The sequence below is a fragment of the Corallococcus sp. CA041A genome (genome assembly GCF_003612075.1).
Taxonomy (GTDB): Bacteria; Myxococcota; Myxococcia; order Myxococcales; family Myxococcaceae; genus Corallococcus; species Corallococcus exiguus.
The window spans coordinates 1-18,683 of sequence record NZ_RAWF01000197.1; the positions used below are offsets into that span (position 1 = coordinate 1).

At 68.6% G+C, this 18,683-nt stretch carries 19 protein-coding genes and 1 pseudogene; 5 read left to right on the top strand and 15 right to left on the bottom strand.

Annotation, left to right across the window (positions count from 1 at the left end):
* Positions 1–136 precede the first annotated feature (136 nt).
* The 5 genes from D7V77_RS29290 to D7V77_RS29305 form a co-directional block, all read right to left on the bottom strand.
* Positions 137–385: an FAD-dependent oxidoreductase gene (locus D7V77_RS29290; protein WP_120579606.1), complete on the bottom strand. Its 249-nt coding sequence runs from the start codon at positions 383–385 to the stop codon at positions 137–139.
* A gap of 44 nt (positions 386–429) precedes the next feature.
* On the bottom strand, positions 430–1,053 hold the full coding sequence (locus tag D7V77_RS29295) for a hypothetical protein (protein WP_120579591.1): 624 nt from the start codon (positions 1,051–1,053) through the stop codon (positions 430–432).
* Between the two features lie 41 nt (positions 1,054–1,094).
* A complete protein-coding gene (locus D7V77_RS29300; protein WP_147452198.1) occupies positions 1,095–1,721 on the bottom strand; it encodes a hypothetical protein in 627 nt (208 codons plus the stop codon).
* Between the two features lie 48 nt (positions 1,722–1,769).
* Positions 1,770–1,898 carry a hypothetical protein gene (locus D7V77_RS45590; protein ID WP_255424679.1) on the bottom strand — a complete coding sequence of 43 codons (129 nt, stop codon included), beginning with the start codon at positions 1,896–1,898 and terminating at the stop codon, positions 1,770–1,772.
* A gap of 77 nt (positions 1,899–1,975) precedes the next feature.
* Positions 1,976–2,629 carry a glutathione S-transferase family protein gene (locus D7V77_RS29305; protein WP_120579593.1) on the bottom strand — a complete coding sequence of 218 codons (654 nt, stop codon included), beginning with the start codon at positions 2,627–2,629 and terminating at the stop codon, positions 1,976–1,978.
* Positions 2,630–2,772: 143 nt separating this feature from the next.
* On the opposite strand from D7V77_RS29305, the gene D7V77_RS29310 reads away from it, so the two are divergent.
* From D7V77_RS29310 to D7V77_RS29325, 4 genes are all read left to right on the top strand, one after another.
* On the top strand, positions 2,773–4,686 hold the full coding sequence (locus D7V77_RS29310) for a SulP family inorganic anion transporter (protein WP_120579607.1): 1,914 nt from the start codon (positions 2,773–2,775) through the stop codon (positions 4,684–4,686).
* A gap of 290 nt (positions 4,687–4,976) precedes the next feature.
* Positions 4,977–5,489, top strand: coding sequence for a DUF6310 domain-containing protein (locus D7V77_RS29315; protein WP_346728605.1), 513 nt, complete (start codon positions 4,977–4,979; stop codon positions 5,487–5,489).
* 1 nt (position 5,490) lies between these two features.
* Complete coding sequence (locus D7V77_RS29320) at positions 5,491–6,243, top strand: DUF5953 family protein (RefSeq protein ID WP_120579595.1); 753 nt, start codon at positions 5,491–5,493, stop codon at positions 6,241–6,243.
* An 84-nt stretch (positions 6,244–6,327) separates the two neighbouring features.
* Positions 6,328–7,986, top strand: coding sequence for an arylsulfatase (locus tag D7V77_RS29325; protein ID WP_120579596.1), 1,659 nt, complete (start codon positions 6,328–6,330; stop codon positions 7,984–7,986).
* A 56-nt stretch (positions 7,987–8,042) separates the two neighbouring features.
* Here the strand turns inward: D7V77_RS29325 and D7V77_RS29330 are convergent, their stop codons facing one another.
* Both D7V77_RS29330 and D7V77_RS45005 read right to left on the bottom strand, forming a co-directional pair.
* Complete coding sequence (locus tag D7V77_RS29330) at positions 8,043–8,423, bottom strand: hypothetical protein (RefSeq protein ID WP_120579597.1); 381 nt, start codon at positions 8,421–8,423, stop codon at positions 8,043–8,045.
* Between the two features lie 22 nt (positions 8,424–8,445).
* The gene (locus D7V77_RS45005) at positions 8,446–8,946 is read right to left on the bottom strand and encodes a hypothetical protein (RefSeq protein WP_233597319.1); all 501 of its coding nucleotides are present in this window, start codon (positions 8,944–8,946) and stop codon (positions 8,446–8,448) included.
* A gap of 106 nt (positions 8,947–9,052) precedes the next feature.
* On the opposite strand from D7V77_RS45005, the gene D7V77_RS29340 reads away from it, so the two are divergent.
* The gene (locus D7V77_RS29340) at positions 9,053–10,054 is read left to right on the top strand and encodes a formylglycine-generating enzyme family protein (RefSeq protein WP_120579599.1); all 1,002 of its coding nucleotides are present in this window, start codon (positions 9,053–9,055) and stop codon (positions 10,052–10,054) included.
* Between the two features lie 3 nt (positions 10,055–10,057).
* Here the strand turns inward: D7V77_RS29340 and D7V77_RS29345 are convergent, their stop codons facing one another.
* The 8 genes and pseudogenes from D7V77_RS29345 to D7V77_RS29380 form a co-directional block, all read right to left on the bottom strand.
* The gene (locus D7V77_RS29345; protein WP_120579600.1) at positions 10,058–11,332 is read right to left on the bottom strand and encodes a threonine/serine exporter ThrE family protein; all 1,275 of its coding nucleotides are present in this window, start codon (positions 11,330–11,332) and stop codon (positions 10,058–10,060) included.
* Positions 11,329–12,780 (bottom strand): hypothetical protein, encoded by a 1,452-nt coding sequence (locus D7V77_RS29350; protein WP_147452199.1) that lies wholly within the window; start codon positions 12,778–12,780, stop codon positions 11,329–11,331. The genes D7V77_RS29345 and D7V77_RS29350 overlap by 4 nt, the downstream gene beginning before the upstream one ends.
* Before the next feature lie 4 nt (positions 12,781–12,784).
* Positions 12,785–14,542: a SulP family inorganic anion transporter gene (locus D7V77_RS29355; RefSeq protein WP_120579602.1), complete on the bottom strand. Its 1,758-nt coding sequence runs from the start codon at positions 14,540–14,542 to the stop codon at positions 12,785–12,787.
* Positions 14,543–14,659: 117 nt separating this feature from the next.
* A complete protein-coding gene (locus D7V77_RS29360; protein WP_120579603.1) occupies positions 14,660–15,562 on the bottom strand; it encodes a bile acid:sodium symporter family protein in 903 nt (300 codons plus the stop codon).
* Positions 15,562–16,554, bottom strand: a complete 993-nt coding sequence (locus D7V77_RS29365) for an HAD family phosphatase (RefSeq protein WP_120579604.1) — start codon at positions 16,552–16,554, stop codon at positions 15,562–15,564. Before D7V77_RS29365 ends, D7V77_RS29360 begins: the two co-directional genes overlap by 1 nt.
* A gap of 321 nt (positions 16,555–16,875) precedes the next feature.
* Positions 16,876–17,847: a CorA family divalent cation transporter gene (locus D7V77_RS29370; protein ID WP_120579605.1), complete on the bottom strand. Its 972-nt coding sequence runs from the start codon at positions 17,845–17,847 to the stop codon at positions 16,876–16,878.
* A gap of 67 nt (positions 17,848–17,914) precedes the next feature.
* On the bottom strand, positions 17,915–18,265 hold the full coding sequence (locus tag D7V77_RS29375) for a DUF2019 domain-containing protein (protein WP_120579608.1): 351 nt from the start codon (positions 18,263–18,265) through the stop codon (positions 17,915–17,917).
* Positions 18,266–18,337: 72 nt separating this feature from the next.
* Positions 18,338–18,683: pseudogene (locus tag D7V77_RS29380) on the bottom strand (hypothetical protein); the annotation flags it as partial.

Genomic DNA, 18,683 nt, shown 5'->3' on the forward strand with positions numbered 1-18,683 from the left:
GTACTTCAGCCGCATGCTGACGAAGCGGCGGGAGGACTTCTACGCTGCTGCCGTCCACCTCCTGGCGCAGTTGGGCCGCCCAGGAGGCTTCCGACGTCTCATCTCCTCTGCCCGCACTCGTTGGGTATGCAAAGATTTACCCCGGATGGCTTAGCTTGCCCAGCCAAGCCTCCACCTCCTCCCCCGCGCACGTGGAGCGCAACAACTCCACGGTGCGCGCATGGAAACCCCGTGCGCGGGGATGGAGCGAAGTGCCCGCGTGCTTCTCGATGACCAGCGAGCGCACGCCCTGATGGGCGAGGAACAACGCCGTCGAGAGGCCCACGAGCCCACCTCCGACGATGAGCACCGGGACCGGATGCACCTGCGAGGACGGGGCTTGCATGCCCGGACACATAGGGCCCGGCCGCTCACCGCGTCCAGGCTTCTTCAGCCGCCGGACTGACGGCCTTCAATCGCGCACAGGAGCACCGCCGCGGCGATTCCCAGACGCCGGTCCAACCGGCGCTGCGTGTCCACGGAGAAGTCCAGGTCGATCTTCTGGATGAACGGGTTGAAGTGCTGCCGGAAGCTGAACACCTGCTCGCTGCCCAGGGTCCCGGTGAAGGTCTGCGGGATGAGGTTGGTGAGGAAGCGCCGCACGAGCGCCAGCAGCATGCTGTCCTCCTCCACCTTGCCCACCTCCTGCCCGTCCGCGTCCAGGATGAGCCAGGTGTCGCGCAGGATGGAGCTCAGGGCCTTGCGGCGCAGCGCGCCCACGCGCTCTCCCGTCGCCGCGTCGGTGACGTCGTAGGTGGCGCCGAAGTCCAGGATGCTGCGGGCCTGGATGGTGATCAGCTCCTCCTGCATGTCCTCGCCGCTGTAGACGCGCAGGTCCTCCTTCAGCTTGAAGGCCTTCATCTTCGAGTAGAAGGCGACGTTGCCTGCCTCGTCGTAGATGTGGAACGCGCCGCCGAACAGCTTGAAGAACTTCCGGCGGAGCATGAAGCGGGTCTGGCCGAAGCGCCCGGAGGCAAGCTCACTCCGGGGACGGGTCTGGAGAGCGGAGGACATGACTCCCTCCCTAGCGCGAAGCGGCGCGCGGAGCCAGGGGCCTACGGAATGCCCTGCTGCTGCTTGCTCTTCGCCACCAGCTCATTGGCCTTGGCGTGGATGTTGTCGAACTGCGTGCGGTAGACGTCCGAGTGGCTCTTGCCCGTCTTCGCGTCCGGGACGTTCTGGCGCGCCCAGTAGCTGTCGAAGCTGGGGTCCGCGCCCTCCAGCCGCTTGCCGAACCGGTCCATCTCCTTGGGCCAGCCCTGGTTCTGGATGCCGTCCTTCATCACCTCATGGTGGCGCTTGATGCCGTCGTACTCGATGCGCTCCATGCTCTTGGCGAAGTTCTCCCGCCGGGCGGGCAGGCTGCCGCCCACTTGCGGCTTGCCCAGCGCCGCGTTGACCTCGTTCTGGAAGGCGTCGCCCGTGACCTTGCTGAACTTCTTCTGCTGGGCGGCGTTCGTCATCTCGAACGCCATGACGCCAGCGCGCTTGGGGCCCGTGAGGTCCGGCCGCAGGCCAATCTGCTTCGGGCCCGAGTAGAACATGCCGCCCTGGACCTGGTCCTTGGTGACGACATTGAGGGTCTTGCCATCGGACGCCTGCGAGGCGTCGTTCGCCAGCGCCGCGTACTTCGGATTCTTCAGCATCTCCTCATGCGCCATCTTGTCGTAGGCGGCATGCATGGAGGGGTCCGTGGGCGGCTTCCGCACCTGCTGCTGCGGCAGGGTCTCCTAGGTCCGCTGCTTCTTCACCGCGGGCCCTTCCACCTCCGGCTTGCGGATGGGCGAGGTGAGGTCGTCGTGCTTGCGCTTCGGAGGCAGAGAGGGGCCAGAGCCTGCTTTGAAGATGCCTCGGGGCATGGGGAGCGCTCCTGGGAGGGGAAGCGCAGGATAGCGTGAAATCCCCCACCAGGACACGCCGCGTCATTTCCCGCGCGTCAGGCCTCGCGCCGCTCGTGCTGCTTGAAGGCGTCCATCTGCGCTGCCAGCGCGCGCTGGAACGCAGGCCGTGCCTCACAGCGTTCCTTGTAGGCCTTGAGCGTGGGATGCGCGTCGAGCACCTCGGTGTGCCGCAGGATGCGCAGCACCGTGGTCATCATCAGGTCGCCCGCGGTGAAGCGGTCCTCCAGGTACTCACGGCTCCCCAGCGACGTGGCCAGTTCGCCCAGGCGGTGGTGGATCCGCGCCTCCACTTCGGGCCGGTGGAGCTTCGCCCACTGGGCATCCGGCGCGAACAGGTCGATCTCCGCGAGCTGCTGGAGGTGGATCTCCACCGAGTTCAACGCCGCGAACACCCACGTGAGCGCGCGCGCCCGGCCCGCCTCGTCCTTGGGGAAGAGCACTTCGCTCTTCAACGCGATGTGGACCACGATGGCGCCCGATTCGAAGAGCGTCAGGCCGTCCTCCTGGAACACCGGCACCTGCCCGAAGGGCTGCTGCTCGCGGTAGTCCGCGGACTTCTGCACCTGGGGGTCGATGAGCCGCGCCTCGTACGGCAGGCCCGCCTCCTCCAGCGCCCACCTCACCCGGAGGTCACGGACCACGCCCTGCGCGAACGGCGGCACCCACTTGAATGCACTGACAGTGATCATGCGCGGCAGCCTCGCGCCACTGCGACAGGCATGACCACCATCATGCATGACGCATGTCGCCTGAGTGACCAGAGGGATGCGCCGCTGGCCGGCCCCCCCGAGAGGACGATGCTCCTGTCGGTTCGGGTGGCCACCTCGTGCGCATGGGCACCGCTCGGAGCCGCACCCCATGGCTCACCCGCGTCAGTCCCTTCGTCGCTTCGCTGCGCGGCTATGACGGGACGCGCCTGAAGAAGGACCTGGTGGGCGCGCTCACGGTGACGGCGCTGCACATCCCGGAGGGCATGGCCTACGCGCAGCTGGCGGGGATGCCTCCGCAGGCGGCGCTGTACTCCACCCCGGCGGCGCTGGCGTTGTATGCGCTGTTCGGCAGCTCGAGGCAGCTCATCATCGCGGTGTCCGCCAGCGTGTCGGTGCTCTCCGCCGCCACGGTGGGCGCGATGGCGCAGCAGGGCACGCCCCGCTTCGTGGCGCTCACGGCCGCGCTGGCGCTGATGGCGGGCGCGGTGGCGGCGCTGGCGGGCGTGCTGAAGCTGGGGCGCGTGGCGCAGTTCTTCTCCTCCTCCGTGCTGAGCGGCTTCGTGTTCGGGCTGGCGCTCATCATCGCCATCAAGCAGGTGCCCAAGCTGCTGGGCATCGAGGGCGCGAAAGGCGGCTTCTTCGAACGGCTGGGCTACATCCTCACGCACCTGGGACAGACGCACGCGCTGACGCTCGCGGTGGGGGCGGCGAGCATCGCGGTTTTGCTGCTCCTGGGACGCGTGTCCCGGCGCATTCCTGCGGCGCTCGCGGTGCTGGTGTTGGGCATCGCGGTGTCGTCGCTGTTGCACCTGGATGCGAAGGGGGTGGCCATCGTGGGGCACATCCCCGCGGGCCTGGTGCCGCCCCAGCTTCCGGATGTGAAGCTCGGCGACCTGGTGAACCTGTTGCCGGGCGCGTGCGGCATCGCGCTGGTGGCGTTCGCGGAGGCCATTGGCCCGGCGCGCATGTTCGCCGCGAAGCACGGCTACGAGGTGGACCCCAACCGGGAGCTGGTGGGCCTGGGCGCGGCGAACCTGGGCGGAGGTCTGTTCCGGGGCTTCAGCATGGGATGCAGCCTGTCCAAGTCCGCCGCGAATGATCAGGCGGGGGCCACCACGCAGGTGTCCTCGCTGGTGACGGCGGGGCTGACGCTGCTGGTGGCGCTGTTCCTCACGGGCCTGTTCCGCGCGCTGCCGGAGGCCACGCTGGGGGCCATCGTGGTGGTGGCCATCCTGGGGATGATGGACGTGAAGGAGCTGGTGCGGCTGGCGCGCCTGCGCCGCGCGGACTTCCTGAGCGCGGCGGTGGCGCTCGTGGGCGTGCTGGCCTTCGACGTGCTGCCCGGGCTGCTCATCGCGGTGGGCCTGTCGCTGTTCCTCACGGTGTACCGCGCCAGCCGGCCGCGCCTGAGCGAGCTGGGGCGGGTGCCTGGGACGCTGGACCTGGCGGCCACGCACCGAGAAGCCTCCGCCATCACCCTGCCCGGCCTGGACGTCTTCCGTCCGGAGGAAGGGCTGTTCTTCGCCAACGCCACGTCGCTGCGGGACGAGGTGCTGAAGCGCGTGCGCGACGCGAAGGTGCCGGTGCGCGAGGTGTTGCTGGACCTGGAGCTGACGGACGACCTGGACGTGCCGGGCGCGGACATGCTGGCGGGACTGCACGAGGACCTGTCCCACCGGCGCATCACGCTGTCGCTGGCGCGCGTGCACGCACCGGCGCAGAGGCTGCTGGAGCGCACGGGAGTGCTGGCGAAGGTGGGAAGGCAGAACGTGTATCCGCACGTGCATGCAGGCGTGGAGGCGTGGATGGCGCGCCACGAGTCCGAGGCCTGGCAGGAGTGGCGCCTCATCCAGGACGGCCTGTACCTGGTGCGCTCGCGCGTGGACGAAGCGGGCGCGACACTGCACGGCGAGGAGCGGCACAGACAGGAGGACCTGCTCATCCGGCTGGATGAGGCGGACACGCGCATGCGGGAGTTGCTTCGGAACCTGCCGCATCCACCGGCCGATGACGACTCGCGGGGGCCCGTGCACTGAGCGATAGGGAGCGATGAGCCAAGCGGCTACGATTTGCTCCAATGCATTGCCATGCCGGCATCATGTTGGGAGTCCTGCTCTCTGCTTGCGCCACGACGCCGCCAACGGTCGCTGGGGCCCGCGGCCCAGGTCTCTCGAATCTCCAACGAGCAGCGAAACTGCCCTGGACCGATGAAGGCCAATGCGTCGTCAGAGAGGCAGCTCGTCCGTGGCCCACGGTCGTGGAGCGCTGTTTTCAGCAACTCGACCAGGACCGGCTCCGGTTTCGCGACACCACGGGACGGTGCACCGTGGCCTCCGCGGACGCGGCGGCGCTGGGAATTGGGGTTTGCGTCCTGGCCGCACCTGAGATCGCCGTGGGGGCAGTGCTCATCATTGGCGCGGTGGTGGTCGCTGCCGCCATTCAGGAGGCACTGGACGCATACGAGTTCCGCCAGCTGTATCCCGAGGAGACGCGGGCTGTGCCAGAAACACAGGTGGCCATCCAGAGTTCCCTGCCCAAGCGAAAGCCTCAACCCCAACCCTCTTCCGGATGGGATGCACTCGTCGACGGCAAGAACTTCGATGGGCTTCAAGGCGCGACGCGCATGCTGTGGGAGGTCAAGACCAACGACATCGAGACCTACAGCCCGTTCGTTCGCCAGGCCGAGCTTCAGAAGCAGGTCGATGAGGCAAAACGCGAGCGCGCTCTCGCGGAGGCTTGCGGATTCCAGTTCTCGATTGGCGTCCGCACTGAAGCCCACAAGAAGCTCCTCGAAGCACTGTTGCCAGACTTCAACATCGTCCTCATGACGTGGTGCTGACATGGCCTTCATGCACAACACCTTGACCGTGCGCATCCACGCGCCTGCCATGATAGGTGCCGACCGTCGACCCTTGGAGATGGCCCTTGGCGTGGAACGCGCGCTCCCTGGCACACGCCTGGACTGGACCGTTTCCGACGAGCAGCAGGTCGTGAGGATTCCGCAACGAGACGCCTGGCTCGCCAAGGCCAGGAGCGGCGGCGGCTTTCAGCTTCTCTGCAACAACGATGAGGGGCGCCCCGTGACACTCTTCGGCGTGGATGGGCCTGAAAGGCTTGGGCCCGGGGGCCATGCGTTGCTCGAGGTCCACGCCGAACTGCCTCTGGAAACATCCAGTCTCGCCACTGCCCTGCTGGAGAACGTCGCGGAAGCGGCTCATGGCTACTGGGGACATGCGACGCCATTCGACGCAGCCGTCCAAGCCTCACGGCAGGTCCGGGACCCGGTACGCAAGCCAGGCAGCCCTCCTCATGGACTTCCAGCGCTCAAACTCACAGAGCAACTCCGTGCACCTGAAATCCCGCATTACCTCGGGTGGCTGAACTACTGGTCCGAAGCCGCCGCGCAGGCCATCGGTTTCCCGGACGCTGCTCGCGACGCGGAGCTGCTGTCTCGCTCACGGCGCACGCCTGCTGGCGGATGGGTGGTCCAGCTCACGGAGGCTCCGCTCGACTACGACAACCCCGAGCACATCGAAGCACTCCGGCGGGCCTACGAGCGGTTCCCTGTCATCGGCGGACGCGACTCACGCTGAGCGCCTGGGTGCCCGCCTGCCCCCGACTCCTGGAACGATGCCCGAGCCCATTTCCGTGAACACCTCGTGCCCAGGAGGTCTTGAATGGCAAGCAAGGCGAAGCCCTCGGGCAACGGACATGGGAAGCAGACGAAGCAGAAGCCCAACATCCTGGTCATCTGGGGTGATGACATCGGCTTCTGGAACATCAGCGCCTACAACCAGGGGATGATGGGCTACCGCACGCCCAACATCGACCGCATCGCGAAACAAGGCGCGATGATGACGGACTGCTACGGCCAGCAGAGCTGCACCGCGGGCCGCGCGGCGTTCATCACCGGCATGAACCCGCTGCGCACGGGGCTCACCACCATTGGCATGCCGGGCGCGAAGTACGGCCTGCAGGACTCCGACCCCACCATCGCGGAGATGCTCAAGCCGCTGGGGTACACCTGCGGCCAGTTCGGCAAGAACCACCTGGGCGACTCCAATCCCTACCTGCCCACCAACCACGGCTTCGACGAGTTCTTCGGCAACCTCTACCACCTCAACGCGGAGAACGAGCCGGAGTGCCCGGACTACCCCAAGGACCCGTCCTTCAAGGCCCACTTCGGGCCTCGCGGCGTGCTGCACAGCTGGGCCACGAACCGCAAGGACGTCACCGAGGAGCCGCGCTGGGGCATCGTGGGCAGCCAGCGCATCGAGGACACCGGTCCGCTCACCACCAAGCGCATGGAGACCGTGGACGGTGAGTTCCTGAAGGGGTCGCTGGACTTCATGGATCGTGCCGTGAAGGACGGCAAGCCGTTCTTCCTCTGGCACAACACCACGCGCACGCACGTCTGGACGTTCCTCCAGGAGAAGTACCGGAACGCCACGGGCTACGGCCTCTACGCGGACGCGATGCGGGAGCTGGACGACATCGTCGGGGTGCTCCTGGCCAAGCTGGATGAGCTGGGCATCGCGGACAACACGCTGGTCGTGTTCTCCACCGACAACGGCGTGGAGAAGATGGGCTGGCCGGACGGTGGCAACAGCCCGTTCCGCGGGGAGAAGGGCTCCACGTGGGAGGGGGGCGTGCGGGTGCCGTGCCTGGTGCGCTGGCCGGGCGTGGTGGAGCCGGGGCGCGTCATCAACGACATCTTCGCGCACGAGGACTGGATGCCCACGATGGTGGCGGCGGCGGGCGGCCCCACGGACCTGGTGGAGAAGTGCAAGCACGGCCACAAGGTGGGGCCCAAGACCTTCCGGGTCCACCTGGACGGGTATGACCAGAACGGGCTCCTGGCCGGCACGGAGGAGGGCCGCCGGAACGAGTTCATCTACGTCCTCGACAGCGGCGACCTGGCGGCGGTCCGGTTCAAGGACTGGAAGATCATCTTCAGCTACCAGGACGGCGAAGGCCCGGACATGTGGTTCAGCGGCAAGCGCTTCAACCCATCGTGGCCCTACCTCATCAACCTGCGCTCGGACCCGTTCGAGTACGGGCCCCACTCCGGCCTGTACACATCCTGGTACGGCGAGCGCATGTTCACGTTCGTCCCGGCACAGATGCTGGTGAAGCAGTTCGCGGAGAGCCTCATCGAGTTCCTGCCCAGCCAGGCCCCGGGCAGCCTGAGCATCGGGCCGATGAAGGCGCGCGTGAAACAGCAGATGGAGGAGGCGCGCAAGAAGAAGGAGGAGCCCAGCATCAGCGACCAGGTCATGTCCCTGGCCGATGACGTGGAGCACTTCATCCACCGCTTCCAGCAGTCGCACCATTAGCCCAACCCACCGCCACCGTCGGACGGAACATCGACGACGGTGGCGGTGCGGCCCCGCTACTTCGGTCCTGGAGGTCCCAGTTCATCCGGGAGGGGCGTCCGGAGGAACTTCAGGCCCTTGGGCAACTGGATGACCTGGAAGCCCCAGCCGTCAATCCTGACAATTGCACCATCGACGGCTTCTCCACTGGCCAACCACGAGTCGGCATCCGTCTGGGTCGCGAAGTCTCTCGCGATGGGGACATGCACCGAGGAGTCAGAGAACTCCTGGTGATATTCGAGGAACCCATCCAGTTTCTTGATGCGGCGGAGGTAGAGCAACGCGACAGCCGCCAGTTGGACAGCAGCCTCTTCCTTGGAACCGGGCGGATGGCTCTTGCTCACGGCATCCAGGATTTTCAGCGTCGATTCCATCTCGAACTTTTCGGATGCAGTCATGGCCTCGTCCTGTCCGCGATCACTAGAGCGCAAGTGGCGCGAGAATCAACGCTCCTGTTCCGCCAGTGGCGACGACGAACGCCACGCCCCCGATGATGACGACCGTCCCAATCACCAACTCCGTTCGGTGCGTCCTCAACCAATTCAGCGCACCGTCGAGATTCGAAAACCGAAGTTCCGAGACATCGCTCTTCCGTGACGCCCGCGCCACGTCCTCGATGCAGTCCATGTAACGTGCGCGGCACTCCTCCGTGCAGTACTCGTGGTGCTTGCCAGAGCCCCACTTGATGCTCGTCAGCGGAGGAGCGGTGTTCCAGCATCGGTCGAAGCACGCGACATGCTCGGCATCACAGTCGCGTCCGCCGGCGCCGCCGACTCCACCTGCGTCTTCCGCGATGAGATAGACACGCCGCTCTGGCTTCTGGGCATGGGAGCATCCGCCAGCGACAGCGGCGGCAAGCAGAACCCATGCGCCAAGAGCGCTGGACAGGGCTGGCTTCCGGTCTCGGATATTGCTGGCCATCCATGCTCCAACACGCGCGTCAACGTGCTGACACCCTACCCGGCCTCTGGTGCGAGTGTCATTCCGCCCACCGGGCCGGATGTTCTCCGTTGGAGGACTTCAAGCCATGCACCGGAATGACAGCCTCGACGCCACTGCCGACGTGGAGCCCACTGACACCGCCGCGCGCCCCGGCCGTGCTCCTTTCCCGGACATGGTTTGGATTCCCGGTGGCACGTACTGGATGGGCTCCGACCACCACTATCCCGAAGAGGCCCCCGCTCATCAGGTGACCGTCTCAGGCTTCTGGATGGACCGCTTCACCGTGACGAACGAACAGTTCGCCCGCTTTGTCGAAGCCACCGGCTACGTCACCGTCGCCCAGCGCCCGCTCAATCCCGCGGACTACCCCGGCGCTACACCGGAGACGCTCGTCCCCGGCTCGCTCGTCTTTCGAAAGGCCCAGGGCCCCGTGGACCTGGGCAACGTGGCCAACTGGTGGAGCTATGTCCCCGAGGCCTGCTGGAAACACCCCGAAGGCCGCCGCTCCTCCGTGAAACACCGCCGCGCCCACCCCGTCGTCCACATCGCCTATGAAGACGCGGAGGCCTTTGCCACCTGGGCCGGCAAGACGCTCCCCACCGAGGCGGAGTGGGAGCGCGCTGCTCGCGGCGGACTGGACCGCAACGAGTTCTGCTGGGGCAATGAGTTCACCCCGAACGGCGAACACCTGGCCAACACCTGGCAGGGCTACTTCCCGTGGCAGAACCTCCGCGAGGACGGCCACGACGGCACCTGCTCCGTCGGCGCCTTCCCGCCCAATGGCTACGGCCTGCATGAGATGGCCGGCAACGTCTGGGAATGGACCGCCGACTGGTACCAGGAGCGCCACCAGGGCAACAAAGGCAAGGCGTGCTGCATCCCCGTCAACCCGCGCGGCCCCTCCACCGCGAAGGGCAGCCAGGACCCCTTCACGCCCGCCATCACCATCCCGCGCCGCGTCCTCAAGGGAGGCAGCCACCTGTGCGCGCCCAACTACTGCCGCCGCTACCGCCCCGCCGCGCGCTCGCCCCAGGCCGTGGACAGCGGCGCCAGCCACATCGGGTTCCGCTGCATCGTGCGCCCGTAGCCGCTACGCGCTGCCAGCGCTGGGAGGAACCGGCGAGCCGCGGTCCACGAGGTCGCGCGGCGGCACCACGACCGTGGCGAACATCAGCCCCAGCACCAACTGGAGCGCCACCAGCAGCACGTTGAACAACCGGGGGTCCTGCGCGCCCGCGGTGCCCGCTCCGAGCAGCGCGACGATGGCTTCCGTGCCGATGAAGCCCGGCGCCAGCTGCAACATCCCCGGCATGATGACCGTCATGGGCATCCGCTCCTTCCCGCGCCCGTAGAGCAACCCCGCCACGCCCAGCACGAACGCGGACACCAGCGGGCTGCCCCGGTCCCCGAACAGCATCTTCGTCAGCTCCTGCGTCCCGTAGGCGAGCAGCACGCCGCCGACAATCCACGCCACGTCGCGCGGCCGCCCGGACATGCACACCGACAGCGCCACCCCGCCCACCGCCACCACGATGAACGTCAGGAGCAGCGGCAGCGCGTGCTGCTCGAAGTGCGACGGCAGCGGCCCGCCGAAGCGCCAGAGCGTCCCCGCCGCCGCGATGCCCACTCCCAGCATCAGGAAGCGCAAGAGGCCGTACATGAGCCGGGACAGGCCCGCCTCCACCGCCTCCAGGGCCAGCTCCAGCGAGCCCAGCGTCACCACCATCGCGGGCACCAGCAGCGTCACCCCGCCGAACAGCGCCCGCACGGCGTTGAAGGGCGGCAGGAGGAGCGTGAGCCCGAGCGCCACCAGCGTCCCCAGGAACGCGGCGAGGAAGCTCTTCTGCAAGTCCACCCGATGCGAGTTCAGCGTGCCGAAGTGGATGACACCCGCGCTGAGGCCCACGAAGAAGGCCGCGAGCATCTCCCACCACGCCCCGCCCACTCGCGCCGCCACCGCCGCGCCGTAGACGCCGTAGGCCACGAACACGAGCCACTCGGGATACGGCGCGTGCGGGGTCAGGATGCGGTCCAGCTCCGCGCGGGCCTCGGGCAGTCGCACGTGCCCTTCGGAGATGGCATCCGACAGCCGTAGGAGCGCCGCGGCCCGGCCCAGATTCCAGTGCGGGGTGAAGGGCAGCCTCTCGAAGACCACGTGCGGGCGCCGCGATGACACCACCTCCGTCATCGCCAGGCTCTGGAGCGTGAAGACCTGCACGTCCATTCCCCACGCCTTCGCCACCTGGCGCACGCGCGCTTCCACCAGCAGCGACGGCTGGTAGGCCAGGTGCAGCGCCTTCGCCAGGTCCAGCAGGAAGGCGGAGGCAGCATCCTCGTCCACCGCGCCGCCGTGCTCCCGCGTCATGGGGAATCCGCCTTGGGGGCTTCGTCCACGCTGCCCTTGCCGCTGGTGGCCTGCGTGTCCTTGAACGAGAAGCTGGCGCCGATCAGCAGCGTGGCCTGGAAGTAGCGGACGTCCAGGGTGCGCATGGGGGCGGACAGGCCCAGTTGCTGGAACGTTTCCGCGAGGCGGTCGGTCTGCTTGCTTCCCCACGCCAGGTTGCCGCCCAGCGTGAAGCGTGAGCGGCCCAGCAAGAAGTGGATGCCCGAGGCGACGTGGTACAGGTCCCAGCCGCCGAGCAGCGCGTTCGTCCCCGGCGTCGAATCCAACGCGCTGAAGTCCGTGTGACCGCTCAGATACACCCGCACCCGCTCCCCCAGCGCCTGCTCCACGCCCAGCGCCCCGTTCAGCAAGGGCTTGAGCGCGAAGTCGTAGCCGCCGTTGATGGTCTCGGTGGTGCCGCGCGGCACGATGGGCTCGGCGTCCACCAGGGAGAGGGACGAGACGCGCGCGTAGCCCTCCAGGGACGCGTACACCGCGGTCGACTCGCCGAAGCTCCGGCTGACCCCGAACGCCGCGGACCAGGAGTTGCGGAAGTGCGCCGGCAGGTCCTCCTGGAAGTTGAACACGGGCGCGGGAGCGTTCGAGTCCACTCCCTGGGATTGGACGGCGCGCTCGTACCCCACCGAGCCCCGGCCCCACAGCGCCAGGCTCGGCGTCGTCACGGCGAGCCCCACGGCCCAGGGGCCGCGCTGGTAGCTGGCGCCCACCTTCAACAACACCCGGACGTGGTCGAACTCCAGGTCGCGGCCCAGGGTCGCCAGCAGCTGCTGGCCGGCGGCACCGGAGCCCTGCGCCAGCGTCTGGAAGCGCAGCTCCTGACGCCGGGTCGCGACGAACGGCGTCAGCCCCAGGCCCAGGTGCTCCGTGACGGGGTAGGCCCAGGAGAGGCCCGTCCAGAACTCGCTCACGGTCTGGTCCAGGCGCACGTCCGTGGACAGCAGGTCCAGGCCCTGCACCCCGGCCAGGTCCGTGCCCAGCCGCGTGCCTCGCGACTGCAGGCTGTAGGAGAAGCCCTGGCGCGTGAGCAGCGAGTAGGCCATCCGGGACTTCCCCAGGAACCCGAAGCGCAGCGAGCCGGCGATCAACGACGGCAGCACGTCCACGTTGGAGTCGGTCAGGTCTTGCCCCGTGCCCTGCCCGTCCTTCACGCTCACGCGCACGTATTCCCACACGCTGCCGGTCAGCTCCAACTCCGGCGCGCCCAGGAGCGCGAGCGCGCCGGGGTTGTAATAGACGGCGCTGATGTCGTTCGGGTTGCCCACGAAGGAGCCGCCCAGCAGCCACGCCCGGTTGCCGAACTGCCGCGTGGTGTAGTGCGCGTCCTGCGCCAGCGCCGTCGCGGACACGAGCAGTCCCAGCACCGCGCCCGTCACGGCGCCACCTAGGGCCCTGGATTGGATTGGCGTCATGGCGTCAGTGCACCTGTGGCGAGGAGACGGGCTCGCCGCCCACTGCGGTCCGCGCGTCGTCTCGCGATTCGAGGTAGGCGCGAACGGCCGCGCCCACGGTGGGATAGAGCCGGTCCTCGCCAATCCGCGCGGCCAGCCCCGAGCGCTTCAGCACCCGGCGCATCGGCGCGCGCGCCTGGGCCACCGCGAAGACGATGCCTTCGTCCGTGAGCTCGTAGCGAACCGTCTCCAGGCTCTCGGCGGCGGTGATGTCCAGGTCGAACACGGAGGACGCGTCCAGCACGAACCACTGCACCGGGAGGCGCGAGTCGGCCACCAGCCGGCGCACCTGTTCACGCAGGAAGCGGGCGTTGGCGAAGAAGAGGGGCGCGTCGAAGCGGTAGACGACGAGGCCAGGAATCGTCTCCGCGTCCGCGTGGCCCTCCACGTCGTGCCAGCCGGGCATGCCCTCGCGCTCGCCCAGCACTGCGTCGTGCGGGTGCGCCGCGCGGCGGATGAGGTCCACCAGCGCCAGCGCCACCGCGATGAGTATGCCCTGGAGGATGCCCAGGAAGAGCACGCCCAGCATCGTCACCACCGCGAGCACCGCCTCCACCGGCCGCACGCGCCAGAGCCGGAGGATGGGCTTCACCTCCAGCAGGTACACCGCCGCGACGATGACGATGGCCCCCAGCGTCACCAGGGGCAGCTTCGCCAGCAGCGGCGTGAAGAACAGCGAGAACCCCAGCACCACCACGGTCGCGACCACGCCGACCAGCTGCGTGCGCCCCTTCATGGACGCGTTGACCGCCGTGCGCGAGTCACTGCCCGTCACGGGGAAGCCCTGCGTGAGGCCGGAGAGCAGGTTGGCCGCCGCCTGGCCGAAGAACTCCTGATGGGTGTCCAGCCGGTAGCCGAAGCGGTCCGCGTAGATGCGGCCCGTGAGCACGGAGCTGGCGTAGTTCACCAGCGCGATGCTGAAGGCCGCCGGAAGGAGCGTGCGCACGTCCTCGAAGCGCCACGAGGGAAGGCCGAAGGCGGGCGCCGCCGCGGCGATGGGCCCCACCACCTTCACGCCGCCGTGCTCCAGCTGGAACGCCCAGGTCACCCACGTGGTGAGCACCACCATCACCAGCGGCGCGGGCCAGCGCGGCAGGAAGCGGCGCATGGCCACCAGCGCCGCGACGATGCCCAGTCCCAACACCAGCGTGGGCACATGCGTGCGGCCCATGTTCGCCGCCACCTCGTGCAGCTGCCCCGCGAACTCGTTCGACTTGCGCTCCAGCCCGAACATCCGGGCCAGCTGGCTGCCAATGATGATGAGCGCCGCGCCGTTGACGTAGCCGATGAGGATGGGCCGCGACAGGAAGTCCGCCAGCGCCCCCGCGCGGCACAGTCCACCCAGGAGGCTCACCCCGCCCACCATCAACGCGAGGAGTGCCGCCAGGGATGCCAGCCGCTCCGGCCCGCCGCCCGCCACCATGGGGCCCAGCGCCGTCGCGGTGAGGATGGCCGCGCCTGCCTCCGGCCCCAGCAGCAGGTGGCGCGACGGACCGAACAGCGCGTAGGCCAACATCGCGAAGACGCCCGCGTACAGGCCCGCCGCGGGGCGCACGCCGACAATCTGCGCGTAGGCCAGTCCCTGGGGGATGAGCATCGCGCCCACGGTGAGCGCGGACAGGAGGTCCGCGCGCAGCCACCGCCGCTCATAGGTCCGCGCCTGCTCGACACCCGGGAGGAACCGGCTCAGGACATGGACGGCCGTGACCGCGGTGCGCTTCATGGCCCTTCCCCCGTGCCTCCTGGCCTCCTGGACGCAAGGAAGGGTGGAGGCCCTCGGGCCCCGCGGCATCACCCACCGGGGTGCGTTGCGCGCATCGGCTTCACGACAGGGAAGGGCTCACGTGCCCGCGGAGGCCCGCCTGCCCGACGGCATTGACGGCCCGCCGCCGCGCTCGGACGCCTGGTGGCGCTGGTTCCAGAGCAGGTACGGAATCAGGGCCACGGTGCGGATGAAGAGGTACAGCCCCATGACGCCCAGCAGGCTCTTCATGGGATAGGTGCTGCCGCCCAGGCAGAAGGCGAAGGCGGGGTTGCCGAAGACGGCGGAGATGGCCAGCGCCGTGCGGTCCCCGGGCCGGGGCCGGCCGGCCACGTGTCCCAGGGCCGTGGCCCCCAGCGTCACCACCACCATCGCGACGATCGCCCAGAAGCTGAGGCGCTTCAACAGCGGGAAGCTGGCCACGACCAACGCCAGCGCGGCCACGGACAGGGCGACATTGAAGTAGAGCTTCACCGGCTTGCGCAGCCGGTGCGCCCAGCCGGGCGCCACCTTCTGGAAGCCGATGCCGATCGCGAAGGGCACGAGGAACGGGAGGATGACCCTGCCCAGGAGCACGCCGTACGGTGGCGACTGGATGGCCACCGGGAACAGCCGCTCCAACAGCTTCAGGGACAGCGGCATCAGCACGATGGCGACGAGCGACAGGGTGACGGACAGCGCCAGGGTCAGCGCCAGGTTGCCCTTCTGCTTGGACACGACGTTGAGCGCCATGGGCAGCCCCGGGCAGAACGCCATCAGCGAGATGACGCCGGCCGCGACAGGCGGCACTGGCAGCACCTTCACCACGATGAGGGACAGCAAGGGCACGCCGACGAGGCACACCCCCAGCCCCCGCGCGAACGCCGGATCGCGCACACCCCGGCCCAGGTCCGCCAGGTGCCACGACAGGCCCTGCGACAATCCGAGCGCGACGATGAAGGTCGAAATCATCAGCCCGATGAAGGTGTGCAAGGCGTCCATCACCGTCCCTCCTCCGGGAAGATGCGCTTCCAGTCCTGGCGCATGCTGACCACGGTCCAGCCGTCCTCGCGCGCGGCCTTCAGTGACGCGCCGTTCTTCTCCTGGTAGGCGAACTCGCGCTCCGCGTCGTCGTGGTTGATGAGCAACGAGAAGCCGGGGCGCGGCTGCTCCTTCGTGTACTGGAGCATCTGGATGTCGCCGCCCGACCGCACGTTGCCCGCCGCGAACACCGGCCGCCTCCCGATGTGCTGCTCGATTCCCACCGGCTTGCCGGCCTTGTCATTGAGGTGGTCCAGGCGGGCCTCGCGCCGCAGCACCGGGTGGCCGTTCCCCTCGTCGAACTTCTCTTTCAGGCTGCTGCCGATGACCTGCTGGGGCGGGATGCCGTAGGTGCCCTCGGAGACGACGCGCATGAAGTCCGTGCCACCGCCCGAGGAGATCCACGTCTGGAAGCCGTTGGCGCGCAGGTACTGGAGCAACTCCAGCATGGGTGCGTAGGCAAGCTGCGTGTAGGGCACACCCAGCTTCGGGTGGCGTGCGGTCTGGAAGAAGGCGCGGGCCTCGCGGGCGAGCTCATCCGGTGTCTTGCCCCCGTAGGTGGCGGCGAACAACTCCATCAACTGGGGCTCCTCCATGGAGGACAGCAGGGCCACGTCCCCTTCCAGCACGGCCTTGAAGGGCTGCCGCTTCGCGAGCGACGCGTCCTCCTTCACGGCCGCCTTGACCTGCTCCAACAGGAAGGCGCCCTGCACGACGGGCTTCTCCTGCCAGAGCGTGCCGTCGTTGTCGAAGGTGGCGATGCGCTCCTCCGGGGGGATGTAACCGGGGCCGCCCTCGGTGGTGGCGCGGGTGACGAAGGCGAGGATGGACTGCTTCACCGGGCCGTCATTCCAGGACGGCAGCGGATCCGCCGCCAGTGCCTGGAGGGGGATGGCGACCAGCAGCGCCAGCGCCCACGGCAGGCAGGCCGGGCCCTTCCACATGCGTCGCATCAAGGTCGCCTCCTGTCCGGTGCAATCCCAGACATGAGGTTGGGAACGAAGGAGTCACTCCACAACGCGGCGTGGAGGGCGCGGGAGGAGGGCCCGCTGGGCCCGGCCGTCCGTGAGGAGGCGACGTCTGACGAAGGGGGAAACGGCGCGGCACAGGCCCCCCATGAGTCCAAGCAGCAAGCAGCGCGTTCGGACTCCCGCCATCAAGTCCTCCCCCTGCCTGTGCCGCGCCCGGGGATGAAGCTGGTGAGGAAGTGGAGGAGGTCGCCACGGAACGAGGGTCGCACGGGGATGTCCGCTGACGCGGGACCGTGCCTGCTGTCACACGAGTTCGCGGCGGCGCAGGGCGCGCCACTCCGCGGCGGCGAGGACGACGAGCACGAGCACCAGCAGCAGGAACGAGCCGCGCCACTGCGCGCCGGGAATGCCGCCTACGTTGACGCCCAGCAGGCCGGTGATGAAGGACAGGGGCAGGAAGACGCCGGAGATGATGGTGAGCATGTAGAGGATGCGCTGGCTGCGGGCGTCCGACCGGGCCCTGACGTCCTCGTGGAGGATGCGGGCGCGCTCCACCAGGGCGTCCATCTCCTTGAGGGCGCCGCTGGCCCGCTCGGCCATCTGGCGCAGCTCCAGTTCCTGGGCGCGGACCCACTCCACGGTGAGCAGGCTGACGCGCAGGATGGCGTCGCGGGCCAGGGAGACGAAGCGGCGCTGTTCCACGAGGGTGCGGCGCAACCGGCGCAGGTCCGTCGGCACCTCGATGGCGTCGTCGCGGCGCTCCTCGAAGCGGGTCTCCAGGCCCGACAACGTGTCGTCCAGTTCGGTGGTGCGCAGCGCGGCGGTGGAGAGCGCGGCGGTGGCGAAGGAGAGGAAGAGGTCCGTGCCCCGAGGCCCCCGGCCATGGGCGAGCTGTTCGCGGACGGCCACGATGGCGGGCTGATTCGTGGGCGCCACGGTGACGCAGCGGTCCGCCGTCATCCACGCGCGCAGCTGACGCGGTGACGACACGTTCGTGGGAGCGGAGTCCGGATGCAGCAGGAGCAGGACGAGCTCGTTCTCGTTGAGCACGTCGATGCGCACGCGGCCCGTGTCGGCCAGGAGCGGTTCGCGCACCCGGGGAGGCAGGTGGAAGACGGCCTCCAGCACGCGGGGCAGGTCCGGCAGGTCCGGAGGCAGGTGGACCCAGAGCATGCCCTCCGAAGCCCGCCAGCTCCGCGTCTCCTCCAGGGTGAGCGAGCGCGCACCTCCGCTGCCATCCAGGAGCAGCGCGAAGGCGTTCTCGAACCCGTCCATGGAAGGAAGGTGGCGAGGGAGTGGACAGGGACCAAGGTCCCGGGCAGCGCAACAGCCTGGCGCCCGCTCACCCAGGGTCGAGCGACCAGGTGCCTTCGGCCCAGCGCTGGAGATTCAAGGTGGCGCCAATGGCCGCCAGACCACCCTCCGCGGCGATGGCTTCCAGAGCCGCTTTCGACTCCTCCGTTCGGTAACGCAGCAGGAATGATGCTGTCATGCCCCGCACGTTCACACGGGGATGCTTCAGCAGGACAGAAAGCGCCTCCCGTCCGGCATCTCCCTGCGAAAGCAGCGCCTCCAATGCAGCCCCGTACTTCCGGGCGTGCTTGTTGCCCTTCCTGGAGTCACCGTCCCGGATGCAGTCGCCTTGTGCCGCCACATGGTGTGCGAACTGTTCGACGAGCGTCTTGGTATCCATCACCAGCAACCCATCCGGACATTCTCGATGGCTTGCAGCCCGGAGTCACACTCCGCAGCGAAGCGTCGTGTCTCACGCGTGGCGCCAACGAGACGACAGCACTGTCAGCGCGATGAGCGCACCGCCCGCACCAGCAAGCACCCTCAGGGGCCGTCGTAGCTGCTCCCCCAGGGCCTCCAGCGCTCCGGCCGTGATCTCCCGGCTCGTGCGCCGCACCAGGTCCTGATTGCATGGCGCCTCTCGCCAGCGGAGTTCCTCCTGCGTGAGCGCGCCCCCCGCTCCCCGGACAGTCGCCGCCGCGGTGCGCTCGGCGAGCGTCGCCAGGGTTGCGCCCAGCGCTTCTCCAGAGGCCTTCGGATTCGTCGCCAGCTCCTCGTGGAGGCCCGCCGCCAGGCCCCGCACCAACCCCTGCCCTGCC

Excerpts from the sequence above, each read along its gene's own strand:
- D7V77_RS29290 (WP_120579606.1), bottom strand. The coding sequence starts at position 385 with ATGCAAGCCCCGTCCTCGCAGGTGCATCCGGTCCCGGTGCTCATCGTC.
- D7V77_RS29295 (WP_120579591.1), bottom strand. The coding sequence starts at position 1,053 with ATGTCCTCCGCTCTCCAGACCCGTCCCCGGAGTGAGCTTGCCTCCGGG.
- D7V77_RS29300 (WP_147452198.1), bottom strand. The coding sequence starts at position 1,721 with ATGCATGCCGCCTACGACAAGATGGCGCATGAGGAGATGCTGAAGAAT.
- D7V77_RS45590 (WP_255424679.1), bottom strand. The coding sequence starts at position 1,898 with ATGCCCCGAGGCATCTTCAAAGCAGGCTCTGGCCCCTCTCTGCCTCCG.
- D7V77_RS29305 (WP_120579593.1), bottom strand. The coding sequence starts at position 2,629 with ATGATCACTGTCAGTGCATTCAAGTGGGTGCCGCCGTTCGCGCAGGGC.
- D7V77_RS29310 (WP_120579607.1), top strand. The coding sequence starts at position 2,773 with ATGGGCACCGCTCGGAGCCGCACCCCATGGCTCACCCGCGTCAGTCCC.
- D7V77_RS29320 (WP_120579595.1), top strand. The coding sequence starts at position 5,491 with ATGGCCTTCATGCACAACACCTTGACCGTGCGCATCCACGCGCCTGCC.
- D7V77_RS29325 (WP_120579596.1), top strand. The coding sequence starts at position 6,328 with ATGGCAAGCAAGGCGAAGCCCTCGGGCAACGGACATGGGAAGCAGACG.
- D7V77_RS29330 (WP_120579597.1), bottom strand. The coding sequence starts at position 8,423 with ATGACTGCATCCGAAAAGTTCGAGATGGAATCGACGCTGAAAATCCTG.
- D7V77_RS45005 (WP_233597319.1), bottom strand. The coding sequence starts at position 8,946 with ATGGCCAGCAATATCCGAGACCGGAAGCCAGCCCTGTCCAGCGCTCTT.
- D7V77_RS29340 (WP_120579599.1), top strand. The coding sequence starts at position 9,053 with ATGCACCGGAATGACAGCCTCGACGCCACTGCCGACGTGGAGCCCACT.
- D7V77_RS29345 (WP_120579600.1), bottom strand. The coding sequence starts at position 11,332 with ATGACGCGGGAGCACGGCGGCGCGGTGGACGAGGATGCTGCCTCCGCC.
- D7V77_RS29350 (WP_147452199.1), bottom strand. The coding sequence starts at position 12,780 with ATGACGCCAATCCAATCCAGGGCCCTAGGTGGCGCCGTGACGGGCGCG.
- D7V77_RS29355 (WP_120579602.1), bottom strand. The coding sequence starts at position 14,542 with ATGAAGCGCACCGCGGTCACGGCCGTCCATGTCCTGAGCCGGTTCCTC.
- D7V77_RS29360 (WP_120579603.1), bottom strand. The coding sequence starts at position 15,562 with ATGGACGCCTTGCACACCTTCATCGGGCTGATGATTTCGACCTTCATC.
- D7V77_RS29365 (WP_120579604.1), bottom strand. The coding sequence starts at position 16,554 with ATGCGACGCATGTGGAAGGGCCCGGCCTGCCTGCCGTGGGCGCTGGCG.
- D7V77_RS29370 (WP_120579605.1), bottom strand. The coding sequence starts at position 17,847 with ATGGACGGGTTCGAGAACGCCTTCGCGCTGCTCCTGGATGGCAGCGGA.
- D7V77_RS29375 (WP_120579608.1), bottom strand. The coding sequence starts at position 18,265 with ATGGATACCAAGACGCTCGTCGAACAGTTCGCACACCATGTGGCGGCA.